This window comes from Lysinibacillus sp. NPDC095746 (assembly GCF_044763535.1).
Lineage (GTDB): Bacteria > Bacillota > Bacilli > Bacillales_A > Planococcaceae > Lysinibacillus.
The window spans coordinates 76109-95778 of sequence record NZ_JBIWGL010000009.1 but is presented as its reverse complement, the minus strand read 5'-3'; the positions used below and the strand labels follow the sequence as shown (position 1 = coordinate 95778).

Below are 19670 nucleotides of genomic sequence, written 5' to 3'. Positions count from 1 at the left end.
ATTGATTATCTATTTTAATCCTTTAATAATCAGTGATCGAACCGGTAAGAACTGTTCTCCTGTATCACCGTAAGTGAGAATGACCTCATCACCTTCTTGCAAATAAATGGCAAGCGGTTCTGTTTCGGAGCTTACTAAATAGTTTTCACCGTTATTTAGTAAAAATGATACAACTGTATAGTCACCGAGACGTTCCTTGTAAACGCGAAACACCTTTCCACTTACATTTTTCTCTTCCGCATGTGAACTTCCTTCGACTGTAGTTCCACCGCGACTTAAGGCTGTTTTATATAATTTTAATGCCTCTTTAGGAGTTGTCGCATATACGGAAATTTCAGGATTTGCCGCAGATACGATGAAATAATTTTGTAAGAAACCATTTGAATCAAGTACCGCTGTTAGCCAGCTAGCTTCACCATAAAAGTTATACAATACCGGCATTTCTCCAGACCATTTTTTCTCTATAAATTTCTTCTCGATAATTTGCAAGTTACCTTGTGAATCCATGTAAGAAGCGTCTTGATTTCCAGTATAATAGGTTGCTTGACCTGTTCGTGCATTTGTTAAGGAATAGCCAAGCATTGAATCGACACCCTCTTTAGGGCTCGTAAAGTCTGTGAAATAATACATTTCGCCCTTCTCGTTAAAAATTGGGCTAACGTTTTCCTCTGTTCCCTCATCAGAAGGCAGCTTTACATCTTTCTTACCAAACTTACTGTTCCAAAATCCATGTACATAATTACCGAAATAACTATTTTGTAAGCTTACCGTCTCTGGAGAAACCGCTCCATCAATAAATTCTGGGACATCCTCCAGCTTAATCACTTCTGATTTTCCTGTTAGCGCATCTACAAGTACAATCCCTTTTACATCGAAGCCATTACGCGCAGAAATAAATTCACCATATGAACGAATGTAGTATGGTTTACCATCATCATCAATTTCAAGTTGGACATCTCCGCAAAAAACAAGGAACGGATGTTGTAAACGTATATGACGTTCTAAATTTGAATTTAAATAAGCAGACGGAACATACTTCATTTCCTGCTTAACAAATTTAGGATTGTCCGCTGAATCCGTTGCACTCATCATAAAGTAACCAGGAGTCGAACCACCGTTCATCCATTTAAAGAAACCAGAAAACTCAACTGGGGCAATATAAACATACTCACCATTCACTTTTTGAATTTGTAAGCGTCCTAGCTCATAATAACTTGTATTCGGTACTTGTCCGAACGCTTTTTTCATCTTATTGCGTGCAAATTTAGGAGGAACACTAGCTGGTGTTTGTGTTTCATCGAATGGTTTTATTTCAACCTCTTCCTTCATTTCAGCTGATTTAAATTTTTCATTAGCATTCCATAAAGGAGCTGATAATACATACACTGCAACACCTAAACTAGCTAAAAATAAAACACCCTTTATTTTTCTTTCTATACCACCTGCAAGAAGCGCGCCGCCTAATGTTAATAAAATAATAACGGGCCAAAAAGCAAGCCAGTTTACATCCATTGTTGTTACATATACTGTTACACCAGTAGCTAAAAACCCTAGTACAAATACACTGATAAAGAAGTAACCAATGACCTTTTTAGATCCGCCATCTTCTCGTTTTTTTGTTATAAGCGGTGTTAATAAAACACTCGCGATTAGACCAATGACTGCTGAAGCTATTAATAGCTTAGTCATTTTGTTCACCCTCTCTAACCTTACTGTCTACCTTATTTACGGCTACATACCAAAAAAGTTTCATACATAAGATGAATGAGTACCCTCTCGTATATTTCCTTCACAAAAGAATAAAGGAAATTGTTACATAGATAAAGAATTTCAAAGAAAAGGAGATGAGAAATTTGTCTAAAAAATTTTTAATAGCATTTATAATTTTGTTTGGTCTTTATTATGTTTTTTTCCTGTCCCATATTACAGAAAGCTTGATACTTATCTTTAAAGTTATTCCAATGCTGTTAATCATTATCTTAGCCGCTACATCAAAAAATTTAGGCATTAAAAAGTATCAACTACTGATTGTCATCGGACTTGTGTTTTGTATGGTCGGCGATTATACGCTACAGTGGTTTCTAATTGGGCTAACAAGCTTCTTAATCGGGCATATTTTTTATATCCTGGCCTTTTCTTCTACTAATGAACGACAAGTACCGACTTGGGCGAAGATTGTCTTACTCGTTTACGGAGCAAGTATGGCTGTGTGGATTTCAGGTACTGTATTTTCATCAGGAGAAGTCGTGCTTGGTATCGCTGTAATTGCCTATATTTCCGTCATATTAACGATGGGTTGGACTGCCATTCGAACAGGCTCTACATTTGCAACGATTGGCGCTCTGCTCTTTATTTCATCAGATTCCTATTTAGCTATTAATAAATTTGTTATGCCTTTACCATGTTCACATGAGATTATTATGCTGACATATTACAGTGCCCAAATACTAATTGCCTTAAGCATTTCTCAATATTCCGAAATCCGAAGTAAAGTGTTACAATAATAACAATTATGACTTGGATAATTATGTCCGGAGGTTTTAGGCCAACACGATGTTGGTCACTCAGTTGTGTGTTGTTGGTGTTGTAGTTGCTTTGCTTTCGCACAGATAATTGCCACAGGACGTGGCGGTCTTAGACTGAGTTCCTCTATTTCAGTGGATGTTTGCGCGCCCGCTGAAAGAAGTTAAACATACACATTAGGAGGCCATACTTATGAAAGAACAAGTAATCGAGCGTTTAATTCGTTATGCAAAAATTGATACACAATCTGATTTCACAAGCGAAACAACTCCTTCAACACAAAAACAATTTGACTTATTGCATGTACTAAAAGATGAACTTGCTGCAATAGGCTTAACTGACATTACATTAGATGAAAATGGTTATTTATTTGCAACACTCGAAGCAAATACAGATAAAACAGTGCCTACTATTGGCTTTTTAGCACATGTGGACACTACAACAGATTTTACTGGCACAAACGTTAAACCACAGCGCATTGACAACTATGACGGTGGAACGATCCAGCTCAATGAAAATCTAGCGATGTCGCCAACAGATTTCCCTGAGCTTAAAAATTATGTAGGTCAAACGTTAATTACAACGGATGGTACTACATTATTAGGTGCTGACGATAAAGCTGGTATCGCAGAAATTATGACGGCTATGGAATACCTAGTAAATAATCCTTCCATTAAACATGGTAAATTGCGTGTAGCGTTTACACCTGACGAAGAAATTGGCCGTGGTCCTCATAAATTCGATGTGGCTGCATTTGGAGCCGACTATGCTTATACAATGGATGGCGGACCACTTGGCGAGCTACAATACGAAAGCTTTAATGCTGCAGGCGTAAAGGTTGTGACAAAAGGTACGAGTGTACACCCTGGGTCTGCGAAAAATAAAATGGTCAATGCCATCACCATGGCGATCGCTTTCCAAAATGAAATGCCTACTGATGAAGTACCGGAAAAAACGGATGGTTATGAAGGCTTTATTCACTTAATGGGCTTTAACGGTGCGATCGAGCATACTGAGCTCTCATATATCGTCCGTGACCATGACCGTCAAAAGTTCGAAGCGAAAAAACAATTAATGCTTGATGCGGCGGCAAAAATTAAAGCACAATATGGCGAGGATGCTTTAAGCATTACAATGGAAGATCAATACTATAATATGGGCGAAAAAATTGAGCCTGTAAAAGAAATCGTTGACATTGCACGCGCAGCGATGGAAAAGTTAGATATTACGCCAATTACATTACCAATCCGTGGCGGTACTGATGGTTCACAGCTTTCTTACATGGGCTTACCAACACCAAACATTTTTGCGGGTGGCGAAAATATGCACGGTAAATTCGAATATGTATCTGGTGAAACGATAGAGAAAGCTACACAAGTTATTATCGAAATCGTACAGCTCTTTGAACAACAAGTAAAATAATTATGAAGAAGGGTCTACCCCTTCTTCATAATTTTTTAAAAATCAATAACTGAAATTTCAAATTACATCAAGGGCTTTGAGGTGATTTTAATGAAAGAAATTGCATTAGGCATTTTAGCCTCACTTTTTTTTGCTGTTACATTTATATTAAATCATGCAATGGAAATGCAAGGTGGTAGCTGGCTTTGGAGTGCATCTTTGCGGTATTTCTTCATGCTTCCGTTTTTACTTGTGATCGTCTTCTATCGAAAAGGTTTTTCCAAACTATCAGGTGAAATGAAGGCACAGCCTGTCGCTTGGCTACTTTGGAGCTTTATTGGATTCGTATTATTCTATGCACCACTGACATTTGCAGCAGCGTTCGGTCCAGGTTGGCTCGTTTCTGGAACATGGCAATTGACAATTGTCGCTGGCGTATTACTAGCTCCCCTATTTGTTTCAATAGTAGCTGAGAAAACAGTACGTCAAAAAATACCGCTTATTTCATTACTTATTTCATGTGTCATTTTAGTTGGTATTTTACTTATCCAACTACCACAAGCACAATCTGTTCCGTTTAAAAGTTTAATGCTTGGTATTTTACCTGTTGTCATCGCTGCATTTGCCTACCCTCTTGGTAATCGCAAAATGATGGAAATCTGTGGCGGACGCATCGATACATATCAACGAGTTCTCGGCATGACTATCGCCTCGATGCCTGCATGGATTATGCTAGCTATCTATGCATTAGCAACGGTTGGGCTACCTTCCATCAACCAAGTGATGCAATCGTTGCTTGTTGGTATAAGCTCTGGTGTCATCGCCACAACATTATTTTTCATTGCAACGGACCGTGTACGCGATCACCAAGGCAAGCTTGCAGCAGTCGAAGCAACACAATCTACAGAAATACTCTTTGTCATTATTGGTGAAGTATTATTGCTCGGCATTGCATTCCCAAATCCAATTGCACTCGCAGGCTTAGGTGTCATCATTGTTGGCATGCTGCTACATAGCTACTATACGATGATACTAGGGAAAAAAAGCGCTGTTCATAGCAGCAGCCCTACTCAGTAATATGAAAAATGTACATTACTTAATTTACTTTTAGTATTGTACATTTTTTATTCTAGAGAGCACTATAATTTGTAAATCATTGTTTTAGATGTCCCTACTACTTCATAATCTTTAAAACCTATTTTTTGATACATATTAATGGCCGTGTCATTTTCGAGGTCTACACTTAGTGAAATGGTATTGTATCCTGCATCCTTTGCTTGTTGAATTATTTTATGCATCAGTAAAGTCCCCGCCCCTCTTCCTCTTACTTCTTTTGAAACAGCCATTCCTATTTCAGGCGTGTTGCCATCAATATAACCGTAGCCTTTATTATTGTCGCCAAACAATCTGTACCAGACTGCCCCAACAGTTTGATTTTCTGTATCAAAGGCAATCAACGCTTTATCTCCCTTTCTCCCCCAACCTTCATGATATGTTCTTATGCCAGGCGAGTTTAGTAAAACTTCTTTTGATGGTTTATTCTCAGGAATATGAATAGATTCATATAAAACATATCTAGAAAGAACTCAAACTCTTTTTCATTACCACCTTCGAGATTTCTAATAAAGAACATAAAATAAACACCCTCCTCATTAAGGTATATTATATATTAAATAGAAATTTTTGGTATAATGATCTAAGGTTACATATTTTGTAGGATTAGCGTGAGGTTGAGCGACTCATTGCACAGATGAGACCTTGGAGCGAGCGAAAGCGAAGCGGAGCCTAGCCGGAACAGAAATCAACCACACGTATGATAAGGATTTCATTTTTATCGGAAAGCTTTGAAGATTTATCGGAACATATTATCATTTTATCGGAATATTATGTCGTTTAATCGGAACAATTGCGGTTTCAATCAAAAAAAGACGACTCAATCACAATGGAGTGAGTCGTCTAGAGATTTTACGTTCCCAAAAAATGAGGGGGGTTTTAGGAGCGTTATCATGAACTAGCAAACTTCTGGAGAAAAGTAGCTAAAGTTCATCCTCTCTACACTGTATTGTAGAGGAGGAATAATCTTTATACGATAATGATAATCATTATCAATTACAAAGTCAACATTAATCTGAAAATTTTTTAAGTTTTTTTTACGCCTTCTTCAGCGAGCGACGATATTGCCATTGCTTTAGCTGAAAATGAAAGAAACAACCTATACAAAAGCCTACAATTGCTATCGATGAAGCTATAGCGACCATTCCCGTAAAGAGATAGCCAACCACCTGCCATTTAAGCCAGTAACCTAAAATCCCTCCTGCTAAACAAAAGCTAGCAATACTGGAAATCAATTATGCCTCGGCATAATTGCGTCCGGAATCGGCTTTGTGCTTGCACAAAGCACTCCTTTCCGATTTCCATGACATCCGCCGGAGGCTTTAATTTCTTTCAGCGGATGTTTGGATACCCGTTGCAAAGTAACTTAAACCCGCATTCATCTCGCTACCTACAGAGGGAGGTGACTTCTGCTGAAAGAAGTTAAATTTTTGCTGTTGCGCACCTTCTGGTATATATGTAGATAGCGCATTTTTTAGAAACAGCTTCCCTACCCGAATAATAGGATTGTAATTGCATAAAACACCAAGTAAATTTGCTACTAAAGGAATTGCTAAAATCCAAGCGACCCCCGTGACCCACGTTAGAATGACACTTAACAAAATCGTCCATTGATTGAGTCGAACGAGGGGCCTTGGAATTGCATGAGGTTGTGACATTTCAAAACCCACTTTTCAGATATGTTTAATGCATTTTACTATATTGCATACCATTTGTGAAGCAAAAATGATTAATTTATAATTGAAGTAGCAGAAGATTGAAAGAAAAGGTGATGACAATGCCAGCATTAACAATGGATCAAGTTCGACAATTGAATTCCTATAGCATTTATACAACAGAACCAAAGCGGACATTATTTACATTAGCTGATATACATAAGGACTTTTACCATCCTGACTTTTTAAACCTTATGATGGGAATAACGGAGGCAGCAACAGAAACAGCCGCTATTTCGCACTTTGCACGCCGCTACGGTATGTTTTTCGCTATGCAACTTTACATGCTTGCTGCCTATGACGAGGTATGGAATGGAAAACCTATCGAGCTTCGCTTTGATGCAGCAAAAGAGTTCGACAGTTTTACAGTCGCAATGTTTGTTAACCCTAACGATTGGCGCTATGTCGAGGAGGAAGAACGTCAAACTGTTATTGAGAACATTCTATATGATGGGCATGTTATCGTTCAACAGCTCCGTAAAGTAACATCTATTTCCCCTCTTACTATTTGGGAGAATTTCTTTGGATATCTACTTTGGCACTATCATGTATTGCTTTCTAATCCTGGACTTGCTGATCAAGCGATGGAGGATATTGAAGCTTTAGAGGACCCTAAAACATGGGCTCGCTTCTCCAACAAATCTTGGTGGGCACAATATACAGGAGGTCAAAGCCCCACTAATTTAATGAACGTTCCCGTACGAAAATCATGCTGTTTTTCTAAAGACATCCCTGGTTTAATGGCTTGTGGCTTTTGCCCGATGAAATAAAAATCTCCTAAAAAAAGCCTTACCTCTTACAATAAGTAAAAGGTAAGGCTTTTTCTGTTATTTATTTTTCATAAACGACAAACCAATCATTTTGCTCCTCAAACATAGAAGTACCTGTATACCCCTGCTTCAAAAGCTGTTGCTGACTAACTGTATCTCCCATCGATATCGACTTCTTTTCTGTAAAAGTCGGTAGCTCTTGACGCAAATCTTTATAAAAAATATAACGTAGCTTATCTACATACTTAATCTTTAATCCCTTTACGACTAATCCTTGAGAAAATTTATCTTTCAAGCTAGGGATATTATATGGCTTTACTGTTGAGCATACATAATCATATTTTTCTAAATCGATATGACCCATGACAATTTGGGCTAATGTTTTTTGTAATCCATAGCCACGATATGTTGGTGAGACATTCGATATTTCTTGATATAACACTTTATGAAATTCATCCTCGGCAATTCCACAATCATAGCCAAGGTGTTCGGCATCAACAGGTGGATTCAATAATGCACGAAAGGCAATTAACTCATCTCCTACGTAAGCACCTATCATCATGCCATTGCCGCTTAAAATATAGTTAAACTCCTCAGTGCTTAGTGGTTGTAAAACACTTTGGTCCGCTAATGATTGATAAACTACAAGCTGTAAGTTTTCAATCTCTTGCAAATGCTGAAGATTTAATGTTGTCACAAAAAACGGCGTTTCCCCAAGCATGCCTTCGTAAATTTTTTCCATTCCGCCGCCTCCTTAAGCTGTTACAATTGTTGAGAACTTACATAATTCTTTAAGGATTTCTTCATCTACGTCTACACCTAATCCTGGTTTTTCATTTAAACAAATGAATGGCACATCATAGTGTAAGTTTCCAACATCCTTAGAGAATTTTAATGGACCTGTTAATTCTACACTTGTCATTATTTTTTTAGAGAATGCTACATGGAAACCTGCTGCTGAACCAACCGATGATTCTACCATTGAACCGATTTGACATTCAATGCCTGCCATTTCAGCCATCACTGCTAGTTTCATAGCAGGATAAATTCCACCGCACTTCATTAATTTAATATTGACTTTATCTGCAGCACGCTTTGCAATAATTTCACGCATTTCACGTACACCGCGAAGCCCTTCATCAATCATTAATGGTACATCTGTTTTCGACTTCACTTCTACCATACCATCAATATCTTCACTATCTACTGGCTGCTCTAACCAATCGATATTTAGATCCTTTAATGCACGTAAACCTTGTAAAGTAGTTGACGCATTGCCCCATCCTTGGTTTACATCTACTCGAATGGCGATATCTTCACCAATACGTTCACGCACCGCTTTAATTCGAGCAACATCACGGCCTACCTCTGTTCCTACCTTCATTTTAAAAGATCGATAGCCCATCTCTACACGGTTAAACGCCTCTTCTGCCATCGCCTCAGGTGTTCCAATGCTCAGTACATGTGTAATCGGGAATTTCTCATGATAACGCCCACCTAGTAGTTGATACACTGGAACTTGTAACGCTTTCCCTGCAATATCGAAACAAGCAATGTCAATCGCTGCTTTCGCTGCTGGTACATCCTTCACGACTTTATTCAATTTATCGTGAAGTTTTTCAAAGGCCATTGGGTCTTCTCCGATGATTGCAGGGGCAAGCTGGTTCTTTAATACAGCATATGTGCTCTCCCACGTCTCCCCTGTTACGTGCTCATCTGGTACTGCTTCACCGTAGCCCACAATTCCTGTGTCTGTCGTCACCTTCAAAATAATAGAAGGCATTGTATCATATGTAGCATAGCTGATAATAAATGGATCAATAAGTGGTAAATGAATTGCAAAAATTTCTACTTGTTGGATTTTCATTTTGATCAATCTCCTGTATAATTTAGTTGTCGCTAATACGTCGCTAATTATTAATCAATTATGCCTCGGCATAATTTTTTCTGGAATCGGCTTTGTGCTTGCACAAAGAACTCCTTTCCGATTCCGTGACTTCCACCAGAGGCTTTAACTTATTTCAGCAGGTGTTTGGACACCTGCTGAAATAAGTTAAAAAATATAGAAAAGGAACTTTGCCTATGTCTACTAAAATAGCGATTATCTGCTCTAAAGCATTTATGAAGCGTATAAACAGTATCGCACAAAACATAGAGAATATTCAAATAGATTTTTACCTTTACAAGCAACCTACAGAAGCACCCGTTTTGTTAAAGGAAATGAAGCCATGTGATGCCCTTTTATTCGGGGGGACACTCCCCTATTTACATGCCCGACCTGCACTGTCAGAACTGCCAATACCTTGGAATTATATTAAACAAGATGAGACGGCAATTTCTACAACTTTATTATCGCTTATAGCCAATCATGCAGTACCTTTAAATAGAATTTCCATTGATGTTATGAATCCCGCTATTGTAGAAAATGTTCTAACAGAAATAGAGTATCGTGGTTCAAAACCATATATCCAACCTATTTCAATCACGAAACCCACCCACTCTATATTGCAGCATCATATAGCTTTATGGGAGGCTAACAGCATTGATTTTGTCATAACAAGTATCCATAGTGTGTTCGATGAATTACAAGCTCTTCAAATACCTGCAATGCGCATGTTAGATGCAACTAACTCCATTGTACAATGCTTAGAGGAAACGAAATCCCAATCACTTCTTCTAAAATCCGAATCTGTCAAAGCTGTAGTTGGACTTTTAGAAGCTCTTGAAAATAAACCTATAGAACATGATATGTTAACGCACATCGCCGCTACTACACATGCAACTTATAAAGAAATTTCACCTTACTCTTTTGAGCTATATACGACAGCTGGGCATTTGCAAAAGGCACTCGAAAAAGAGACCTTACAGAACTTGTACCATCAAACTAATCAGCCATTTAAACTAGCTTTTGGGTATGGTCATTCAATATTTGAAGCTAACCAAAATGCTAAAAATGCTTTAACATTTGCTAAACCATGTGAAATTTATATACTAGATGAACATAAAAATTTGCTTGGTCCATTTCCAAAATCGGAAGTAAAACTAGCTTTAAAAACAGATGATCCTTACATTTTACAAATGGCAAAGCAAACAAGCTTAAGTCCATTAAATATATCCAAGATCATTCATTTTAGCCGAGAGCGACAATCAGCGCAATTTACATCCCATAATCTTTCTGAATACTTACAGGTTACTCGTCGCACAACAGAGCGCATAATTAAAAAATTAGTGGATAACGGTTATGCAAAAGTTGTTGGTGAAGAAATGACACATCAACAAGGTCGCCCACGCACAATATATGAATTGAACTTTGCAACCTATTAAGAGTAATGATGCCGAGGCATATTGCTTCCCGCTGAAAGGAATTTAACTGAAAAGCTCTCGCAGATGCCTTTGCATCCGCGAGACTTTAATTCCTATCAGAAGAGATTTAGTCAGCCATGACCATATCAGTATTATTTAGTTCTTCCTCTTTTTTGCGCTTCTCTGCTGCTTCCATTTCTTCCGGTGTCATCTTAACAATTGCAAATCCGATATATGCATAAAAAATAGAAATGATAGGTACAAGGAAATTAATAATTGCATATGGTGCATATTCCATGGCACCTACCCCTAACGTTGCTAAAATAAAGACTCCACAAGTATTCCATGGGAAAAATACAGAAGTTAGTGTGCCCCCATCTTCTAACGCACGAGATAAATTTTTCGAATGCAAGCCACGCTCTCTATACACATTCGCAAACATACGTGACGGAACAACAATTGAAATATACTGCTCAGAACATGTAGCATTTGTTGTAATACATGCAGCAATCGTTGAAGCAACTAAGCTTCCTGTTGATTTAGCAAATTTCATAATGACATTCATAAGAGCTTTTAACATGCCGGAATATTCTAACACCCCACCGAATGTCATAGCCACAATTGTCATTGAAACCGTATTCATCATCGAATCTAAGCCACCACGGTTAAATAGATTGTCCACCATGTTATTGCCAGTTGAAATCACAAATCCTTCTTGTAAGGCATGTACAGCCATTGTAGGTGTACCGCCTTGTACGAAGATTTGTAGTAAGAATCCTGAGATTATTCCGATAATTAAAGCTGGAATTGCAGGGACTTTTTTCGCTACCAATACAATTACACCAACTGGTACAAGCAATAACCAAGGAGAAATAACAAAGCTTTCCTCCATTACTTTTAATGTTGTTAAAATACTTTCGGATTTCATTGAGATATCTGCGAAGCTTCTTCCCATGATACCAAATACAACAATGGCAATGACTAAAGCAGGAATTGTTGTATAAAGCATGTGCTTAATATGATCAAATAAGTCGGTACCTGTTAAACCTGCTGCGAGGTTAGTAGTATCCGACAACGGTGACATCTTATCACCAAAGTACGCGCCTGAAATAACAGCTCCAGCAATCATTGCTGCAGGGATTCCCATACTTAAACCGATACCCATACCAGCAACACCGATTGTCGCCATCGTTGACCATGAGCTACCAATCGCCAGTGAAACAATGGCACATAACAGCATGATTGTTACTAAAAACCAAGCTGGAGAAATTAATTTTAAACCAAAATAAATCATTGTTGCGACAACACCGCCGCCAATCCATGCGCCAATTGTCAAACCTACTAAAATAATAATAACAATGGCTGGTAAAGCTAGACGTATCCCCTTATACATCATTTCCTCAATTTCTATCCACTTAAATCCATGCATTTTAGCGACAATGGCTGCTACAGTTGTTCCAATAATAAGTGGTACGTGAGGACTTTGCTTTAACACAACTACTGTAACTAGCATAGCTATAATCATTATTGCAAAAGTCAGAAGTGCCCAACCCGCATTAATCTCTTTTTTCATGAATCCATCCCCTTTTTTTGCACTAATTGTTAATCTCGATTGTCAAAGACGCAAATAATTTTTACGCTTTTTTAGCGTAATATTCAAAAAATTAAAAGTCAACGCAAAAATTTTATGCTTCTCTAGCAATTTCGACTATTTTTGCGCATTAAAACGCTTTCAAATAGCCATTTGAGACAATACAAAATATTCATACATTTCTACAAAAAAAGAAAAGAAAAAGGAACTATATCAAAAGAATTTTGCACTTTTGATATAGCTCCCTCTCGCTATCGTTATTCATATTCAGGTTTTTTTTCTAGCACACAAGCAAGTACCTTTGCAGCATCAATTAGTGCATTGCGTTCAAAAGTCATTTTTGGATGATGTAATCCTGGAGTTAAGTCGGCACCAATCCCAATCATCGTTGCTTTTAATTCAGGTTTTTTAACTGTGTAAAAATGGAAATCATCACTTCCAGGTGTTGTTATTTCCCCAGCTAGATGCGTTTCTCCAAGCGTTTCAATAATCGCGTCTTTAGCCATACGTGCAGCAACTGAAGAAACCTCTGCGCCAGGTGTGAAATCTAACCATTCCCACCCCATATCAATCTCAAACTGCTGCTTGATTGATGTTAAGCCAAACTCAATACGACTACGAAGCAATTCTAGTTGGTTATTACATTGCGCGCGAATATCCATAGAGAAGCTAGCAGTACCTGGAATAATATTCGTACTACCACCATCTGCAACAATTTTCGTTAACTTTGCCGAATGAGGCTCGAAAGGTGATAAATGTATGCTATTGAGCATTTGTTGTACGGCCATAATAACATCGATTGCATTTTTACCTTGATGAGGTCTAGCACCATGAGCATCAGTACCTCGTATTGTTCCTTCTAAAAAATATGCCGCACCATGATGGATAGCGGGTGACACCTTGCCAAGTGGTAGCTCTTCAATTGGTCTTAAATGAACACCAAATAAATGCGATACACCCTCAACAGCTCCGCGTTCAAAGGCTGCACAAGCTCCATTCCCAAGTTCTTCAGCAGGCTGGAAAATAAAACGAACGCGATGTTGCAATGGTCGATCTTTTAGCTGTAATAAAGCACCAAGTACCATCGTGATATTTGCATCATGCCCACATGAATGGTTAGCTTGCCATTTCCCATCCACTTCTTGCCACAAAGCATCTATATCTGCACGTACAGCAACAATTTCATCACCTGTACCAATTTCTGCAATAAGCCCTGGAACATCCCCTAACAACCGATAGGATACGTTTAACTCATCTAAAATCGACGCTATCTTTTTAGTAGTTTCAAATTCCTTCCAACTCACTTCAGGGTATTTATGAAAATGATCAAACCATTGATAAATTTTCTCTTCTAACATTACAGCATTTGACATAACTACACCTCTATACGCATTTTTGTTTCCCATTATACAGGAAACTATTTCGTAAAAAAAAGAGGACAATGAACATAACGCGTAGGTTGATTTACGTTTCGACTGGGTGCTTCGCTGCACGTCTTGGGCAAACACGATGTTGACCAAGTCGTTATCACAGGACGGGATGGTTTTAGCCTTCGTTCCTCTAATGCTGATCTCCAAGGAGTCGCCCAGTTAGAACGAAGGTCAACTTTTATATGGATACATTTTAAAAAATATCACTTTCAATTTTTCTAAAAAAATGAAGGACCGTGTTAAAAGTTATTTCTACCTTTAGCACAGTCCTACAAATATTTATTATAAACTTGTAAAAAAACCTTCTGGATATTCATCATAATGCACCATCGATAGTTGCTCCTCATTTTTTTCCTCTTCCATATTAAGCTCCAGTTCCTGATCCATTAAATATGTTTCAAATTTTGAGTTAAACAAATTTTTCATTTAATCATCTCTCCTTTTTATTTGATTGAATTTTCTGATAAAAGAATTATACAATGACCTTTGTAAAAAAACAATAAACGATGCTCCTTATGCATAAAAAGTATAAAAACCATCTACTTTTTAGATTAAAATTCGGCGTTAATGAGAAAAAGAGATGTATCATTACGATACATCTCCCTTCATGGTAAAACTTATGAAACAAGCGTTCTATATACTTTGCACGCTTCCATTCCCCCGTAAACATGCAAAGCATTTACTAACCTAGAAAATGAGTAAGCCCTTTTTACCTATTCCTTAAGCTATAGCGCTCGTTTTACTTTTTTGATCGCCATCACCGTTATCTTTTTGTTGCGTTACATATTGAATAACAAACATAACAATAAAGATTGCTAAACCAGCCCAATCAGAGAATTTTTCTGGATAGATCAGTAATAAACCAGCTGCAATCGCAATAATACGTTCAAACCAATGCAATTTGCGATACCAGAAACCGATTACTCCCGCACCTATCGCTACCATCCCTGTAATGGCCGTGATTACTACCCATATAATTTCAGGTATAGTTGTATCAATCATTAGTAATGCCGGTGAAAATACAATCATATACGGAATAATAAATGCTGCAATCGCAAGCTTCGCTGAGTTTACACCTGTTTTAATTGGATCTCCACCAGAGATTCCCGAAGCCGCAAAAGCTGCAAGTGCAACAGGCGGGGTTATATCGGCAATAATACCAAAGTAGAATACAAAGAAGTGTGCCGATAATAACACAACTACTGGTACTAATTCCTGTGGTGTATTCGGTGATAATAATGCTACGATCGCAGGAGCAGCAATTGTTGATGTGATTACATAGTTCGCTGTTGTCGGCGCTCCCATCCCAAGAATTAAGGAAGCAATCATCACAAAAATTAGCGTTAAAATAATACTACCACCAGCTAATTCTACTAAACTATTAGCTAAACTTAAGCCTAGACCTGTTTTCACAACAACACCTACGATAATACCCGCACAAGCTGTTGCCGCTACAACACCAAGTGCTGTACGAGCCCCTTCAACTAATGCATCAATAATATCCATTGGTTTTAAACGTGTTTCCTTATTAAACATAGCAACGCCAATAGAAATAAGAATACCGTAAAGCGCTGCATGCATGACTGGTGTACCTGTTAACATTAAAATAATGATAGAGATTATCGGTAATAGAAGGTAAATTTTCTTAAATACCTCTCGACGATTTGGCATTTGATCATCACGTAAACCTTTTAAACCTACACGTTTCGCTTCGAAGTGAGTCATAATCCAAATGCCTGTAAAATAAAGCAATGCAGGTATCGCCGCAGCCTTCGCAATATCCCAATACGTTATTCCACGACCGATAAATTCGACCATTAAAAACGCTGCCGCACCCATAATCGGAGGCATTAACTGCCCACCCGTAGATGCCGCTGCCTCAACCGCACCTGCGAACTCCTTACGGTACCCAAGCTTTTTCATCATTGGAATCGTATATGATCCAGATGTTACAACATTCGCTACAGAGCTTCCTGAAATCGTACCTTGAAGTGCACTAGAAAAAACCGCCACTTTTGCAGGACCACCAATTAATTTACCTGCAAGAGATACTGCTAAATCATTAAAGTATTGGCCAACACCTGTTTTGACAAGGAATGCTCCAAAAAGCAAAAACACAAAAATAAATGTGGCTGAAACACTAATTGGTGTTCCAAATATCCCATCTGTCGTAAAATACATGAGATTAACAATACTCTCAATATCTTGACCTCTATGTGCCATGAAATCTGGGAAATACGGTCCGAAATAGGCATATATTAAGAAACATATAGCAATAATAGTAATCGGTATACCTACTGCTCGACGGGCTGCTTCAAGCACTAACACGACAGCTATAAGACCTACAATAAAATCTGTTTGCGAAATAGTACCGTTACTATTAACAAGCTCTGTATAATTCATTGTCCAATATGAACCTACAACAATGGATAATACCGCTAAAATATAATCGAACCATGCTATTTTATTCTTTGCTGCTTTTTTTCGAGCAGGGAATAGCAAGAAAATTAAGGTCAAACCGAAACCTAAATGTATCGTGCGCTGAATTTGCGCTGGAAATTGGCCTTTAATTGCCGTGTAAAGCTGGAACAATGAAAACGCTAGTAATCCAAAGAAAATGACATGCTTCATAATACCCGATATCGTTCGGACATTGGATTCAATATCATATTTCTCAAGTATCGCTTGTTGCTCTTCAGCTGATATTTGTTCGAATTCTTCTTTTTTTACTTCGTCGTTTGATGTATGCTGTGTCGTCATTTCATCCTTACTCCCTTCCATTGTTCATAAAGCGATAAACGCTTCACCTCAAATAAATAGGATTTTCCCCTTTGTAAGTCTTTTTTTAAATCGTATTCATAATTCTCGTAATCTAATACAAGGTCTAAATCCAAATCGGCAATATAAATTGTAAAATTTTCAATGACTTCATTGTCAAACTGCAAAAAATATTTACCATTGCGTTCTGTTAATGTTTGATTTTTTTCTGCATAGCTTGGCATGCCGATTGCTAAACTTTCATACTCCATCCCTAACATTTGAATACGTGTTCCGTCTATGCATTTATAATGTTCGAGTACATCCGTTTTATGGATAGAGTGAGTATATCTAATTTCAAATGTATCCTCAGTTGTCAGTGGTATATAATGCATTATCGGATCATTTATACGTGTTTCCGTAAATGCGAATACCTTTTGAAGAGGAAGAAAAATGACTAGACTAAAGCAAATACATAAAAAAGCTAAAACAATTATGATTGTTCTCTTTCTCACTGCATCTGTTCCCCCACATCAATTATGCCCTGGCATAATTCAGTGATTGTCCGCCGGAGGCTTTAGACCAACAAATGTTTTTTGCGCGAAAGCGTAGTGCTAACGCAGCGTCAGCAGCATTTATTGTTGGTCACTCAGTCACAGTAGCTGTCGCTTCGCTTTCGCACAGATAAATTGCCACAGGACGTGGCGTTCTTAGACAAAGTTCCTTTATTTTAGCGAATGTCTTTTGTACCGAAAGCGTAGGCGACAGATACAGGTGTTTGAATTCGCTATTACTCACGGCTTATACTTAACGGAAGAAAAGAGACTCGAAGCTTTACGCAATCCGAGCCTCTTCGTATTAAGAAAATAACTTTTCACTTGCTATAAGCTAGAGTTTGATAAAATTCAAACCCGAATGTTCCGTTATTTCCTTTCATCAAAGTATTTTTGAGCACCTGGATGAACATCAATACTAATACCATCTAAACCTGTCTTCGCTTTGATAAACTCCCCTTTCGCGTGGGAAATCTTACCTGCATTATCATAAATAGCTTTCGTCATCGAATAAACAACATCTTCCGGAAGATCTTTTTTCACTGCTAGCATAGCAAGAAGCGAAACTGTTTCTGTGTCATTCGCAATCCCATACGTACCAGCTTTTACTGTATCTTTTGCATAATAAGGGTATTTAGCAATTAACTCATCTGCTTTACCAGCATCCATACCGATAATATTCACTTTAGTTGTCGCATTTAATGCCTCTACTGCAGCAGTTGGCGTACCTGCAGTAATAAACGCTGCATCAATTTGGCCTGATTGAAGACCGTCAGTAGACTCACCGAAATCAAGATTTTGCGCTTTGATATCATCCATTGTTAAACCATGAATTTCAAGTAATTGTTCAGCATTTGCGTAAGTACCAGAACCTGGCGCACCTACAGAAACCTTTTTCCCTTTTAAATCAGCGTATGATTTAATGCCTGATGCTTCGGTCGTTACTAATTGTACTGTTTCTGGATAAAGTGCACCTAAAGCAGCAATTGAATCGATTTTTTTGCCTTCAAACATAAATTTTCCTTCAGTAGCGTAGTAAGCAATATCTGATTGTACAAATGCAATTTCACCTTTACCATCTTGCAAAGCCGTCATGTTGGCAGCAGATGCTTGAGATACTTCAGCAGTTGTTTTAATGCCTGTTTCTTTAGAAATGAAATCAGCAAACGTCCCACCTAGTGCATAGTAAGTACCTTGTGTTCCACCTGTTAATAAGTTTAAAAATTTCGGCTTTTCAGATGATGCCGATTCGCCCTTATTCGAGTCCTTTGAACCCGTTCCGCTATCAGACCCACACGCAGCCAAAATCAATAGCGCAAAGGCACTTAATAGCATTAATAGCCTAAATTGTTTTTTCTTCACTGTAACCTTCCCCCTTGGTTAAAAGTAATAATCTACTTAAAATTATCAAACATAGTATAATAATGTCAATCTATTTATAGTAAATTCAGTCTTTTATAATTATACTATTTTTCTTAAATACCTATTATTCACGGAGTTCATCAATAACTACCTCACACTTTTTTTATCTACATTAAACTATTAAATTCTTTTTCCGAGAAAACTTTTCCAGTTCCTCTATGTATAAAAAATGTATGTTTCTGATCAAAATGACCGTTTAATTCTTCTTTTATAAGAGGAATTCTTATCATCATGTGGGGTGATTTCCGTTCCGGCTTATATACTTAACATTCTTTTTTAATGAACCAAAATATTGTCGATTTTTACCCCCAAAACAAAAATACTGTATCTAAAGTATTTTGCTTCAGATACAGTCGATTCATTTTCCTTATTGAATAATGCCACAAGCAATTCTAGCACCAGAATTACCGGAAGGATCTGTTTTATAATCATCCTCAGATTCATGAATGATTAATGTAGTACCTCCATCACGTAACAATGAGTTAGCCGCATTTTTTTCTAATGTTTGTCCTTCAGCTAAGAAAGTCATATCTACTTTACCATCTTCTCCAACTTCTAAATTCGGAAGATCCCCTAAATGGTATCCCTTAGGATTAAGCTTCCCATGCTCTTTATGCGTCGGATTAAAATGCGGACCTGCTGATTCAAATGTTGGTGGTTCACACTTCCCAACTGCATGGATATGAATGCCGTGAGTTCCGGGTGGCAATCCTGATAGCGCGAGTGTCACCTTAACCCCATTATCCTCTTCCTCAAAATATGCATTGCCATAGCTTTCATTATTTTTACCAATTACTTTCGCAGTTGCAGTTGGTCCTGAACTTGCGTTAACTGCCACTTTTTGCTCCTTCTTTTCAAAGAAGCTACAACCACCGACAAATACTAATAAAGAAATAATTATTAAGCTCATTTTTTTCATAAAAATACCTCCTCTATTTCAGATGGTTGCCAACATTCCTTCCACTTATGCAATTTCGCTGAGAATTTTGTGAATTGTTGGTTACAAAGTAAACTTTGTACACTTAGCTTTTTATCAATGTTGATTCTTAAAACAATGCAAAATAAAAGGATATCTCCAATCTTAGAGATAC

General features: G+C 37.7%; 17 protein-coding genes and 1 pseudogene. 5 read left to right on the top strand and 13 right to left on the bottom strand.

Features of this window, described 5'->3' with window-relative positions:
- Positions 1 to 9: 9 nt before the first annotated feature.
- Complete coding sequence (locus ACIQ7N_RS09025) at positions 10 to 1689, bottom strand: hypothetical protein (RefSeq protein ID WP_402931473.1); 1680 nt, start codon at positions 1687 to 1689, stop codon at positions 10 to 12.
- A 164-nt stretch (positions 1690 to 1853) separates the two neighbouring features.
- On the opposite strand from ACIQ7N_RS09025, the gene ACIQ7N_RS09020 reads away from it, so the two are divergent.
- From ACIQ7N_RS09020 to ACIQ7N_RS09010, 3 genes are all read left to right on the top strand, one after another.
- Positions 1854 to 2504, top strand: a complete 651-nt coding sequence (locus tag ACIQ7N_RS09020; RefSeq protein WP_402931472.1) for a lysoplasmalogenase — start codon at positions 1854 to 1856, stop codon at positions 2502 to 2504.
- Positions 2505 to 2715: 211 nt separating this feature from the next.
- Positions 2716 to 3945: a peptidase T gene (gene pepT, locus ACIQ7N_RS09015; protein ID WP_402931471.1), complete on the top strand. Its 1230-nt coding sequence runs from the start codon at positions 2716 to 2718 to the stop codon at positions 3943 to 3945.
- A 90-nt stretch (positions 3946 to 4035) separates the two neighbouring features.
- Positions 4036 to 5001: a DMT family transporter gene (locus ACIQ7N_RS09010; RefSeq protein ID WP_402931470.1), complete on the top strand. Its 966-nt coding sequence runs from the start codon at positions 4036 to 4038 to the stop codon at positions 4999 to 5001.
- Between the two features lie 62 nt (positions 5002 to 5063).
- Here the strand turns inward: ACIQ7N_RS09010 and ACIQ7N_RS09005 are convergent, their stop codons facing one another.
- The 3 genes and pseudogenes from ACIQ7N_RS09005 to ACIQ7N_RS08995 form a co-directional block, all read right to left on the bottom strand.
- Positions 5064 to 5381 (bottom strand): GNAT family N-acetyltransferase, encoded by a 318-nt coding sequence (locus ACIQ7N_RS09005; RefSeq protein ID WP_402931469.1) that lies wholly within the window; start codon positions 5379 to 5381, stop codon positions 5064 to 5066.
- Positions 5382 to 6074: 693 nt separating this feature from the next.
- Positions 6075 to 6272 carry a DUF4395 family protein gene (locus tag ACIQ7N_RS09000; protein ID WP_402931468.1) on the bottom strand — a complete coding sequence of 66 codons (198 nt, stop codon included), beginning with the start codon at positions 6270 to 6272 and terminating at the stop codon, positions 6075 to 6077.
- 186 nt (positions 6273 to 6458) lie between these two features.
- Positions 6459 to 6695 (bottom strand): annotated as a pseudogene (locus ACIQ7N_RS08995) (DUF4395 family protein); the annotation flags it as partial.
- Between the two features lie 119 nt (positions 6696 to 6814).
- Here ACIQ7N_RS08995 and ACIQ7N_RS08990 point away from each other — a divergent pair.
- On the top strand, positions 6815 to 7522 hold the full coding sequence (locus ACIQ7N_RS08990) for a Fe-S oxidoreductase (protein WP_402931512.1): 708 nt from the start codon (positions 6815 to 6817) through the stop codon (positions 7520 to 7522).
- Positions 7523 to 7583: 61 nt separating this feature from the next.
- Here the strand turns inward: ACIQ7N_RS08990 and ACIQ7N_RS08985 are convergent, their stop codons facing one another.
- Together ACIQ7N_RS08985 and ACIQ7N_RS08980 are read right to left on the bottom strand one after the other, a co-directional pair.
- Positions 7584 to 8264, bottom strand: coding sequence for a GNAT family N-acetyltransferase (locus ACIQ7N_RS08985; RefSeq protein WP_402931467.1), 681 nt, complete (start codon positions 8262 to 8264; stop codon positions 7584 to 7586).
- A gap of 12 nt (positions 8265 to 8276) precedes the next feature.
- On the bottom strand, positions 8277 to 9389 hold the full coding sequence (locus tag ACIQ7N_RS08980; RefSeq protein ID WP_402931466.1) for a mandelate racemase/muconate lactonizing enzyme family protein: 1113 nt from the start codon (positions 9387 to 9389) through the stop codon (positions 8277 to 8279).
- 215 nt (positions 9390 to 9604) lie between these two features.
- On the opposite strand from ACIQ7N_RS08980, the gene ACIQ7N_RS08975 reads away from it, so the two are divergent.
- A complete protein-coding gene (locus ACIQ7N_RS08975) occupies positions 9605 to 10846 on the top strand; it encodes a hypothetical protein (RefSeq protein WP_402931464.1) in 1242 nt (413 codons plus the stop codon).
- A 106-nt stretch (positions 10847 to 10952) separates the two neighbouring features.
- On the opposite strand, the gene nhaC is transcribed toward ACIQ7N_RS08975, so the two are convergent.
- The 7 genes from nhaC to ACIQ7N_RS08940 all read right to left on the bottom strand — a co-directional run bounded on the left by nhaC (position 10953) and on the right by ACIQ7N_RS08940 (position 19498).
- Positions 10953 to 12398, bottom strand: coding sequence for a Na+/H+ antiporter NhaC (gene nhaC, locus ACIQ7N_RS08970; protein ID WP_402931463.1), 1446 nt, complete (start codon positions 12396 to 12398; stop codon positions 10953 to 10955).
- Between the two features lie 275 nt (positions 12399 to 12673).
- Positions 12674 to 13789, bottom strand: a complete 1116-nt coding sequence (locus tag ACIQ7N_RS08965) for an amidohydrolase (RefSeq protein ID WP_402931461.1) — start codon at positions 13787 to 13789, stop codon at positions 12674 to 12676.
- A 339-nt stretch (positions 13790 to 14128) separates the two neighbouring features.
- Positions 14129 to 14272 (bottom strand): hypothetical protein, encoded by a 144-nt coding sequence (locus ACIQ7N_RS08960; protein WP_185903508.1) that lies wholly within the window; start codon positions 14270 to 14272, stop codon positions 14129 to 14131.
- A gap of 294 nt (positions 14273 to 14566) precedes the next feature.
- Positions 14567 to 16606: a TRAP transporter permease gene (locus tag ACIQ7N_RS08955; protein ID WP_402931460.1), complete on the bottom strand. Its 2040-nt coding sequence runs from the start codon at positions 16604 to 16606 to the stop codon at positions 14567 to 14569.
- Positions 16603 to 17118, bottom strand: a complete 516-nt coding sequence (locus ACIQ7N_RS08950) for a DUF1850 domain-containing protein (RefSeq protein ID WP_402931459.1) — start codon at positions 17116 to 17118, stop codon at positions 16603 to 16605. The genes ACIQ7N_RS08955 and ACIQ7N_RS08950 overlap by 4 nt, the downstream gene beginning before the upstream one ends.
- Positions 17119 to 17526: 408 nt before the next feature.
- Positions 17527 to 18519 (bottom strand): TAXI family TRAP transporter solute-binding subunit, encoded by a 993-nt coding sequence (locus ACIQ7N_RS08945; protein ID WP_402931458.1) that lies wholly within the window; start codon positions 18517 to 18519, stop codon positions 17527 to 17529.
- A 427-nt stretch (positions 18520 to 18946) separates the two neighbouring features.
- Positions 18947 to 19498 (bottom strand): superoxide dismutase family protein, encoded by a 552-nt coding sequence (locus tag ACIQ7N_RS08940; protein WP_132363714.1) that lies wholly within the window; start codon positions 19496 to 19498, stop codon positions 18947 to 18949.
- Positions 19499 to 19670 lie beyond the last annotated feature (172 nt).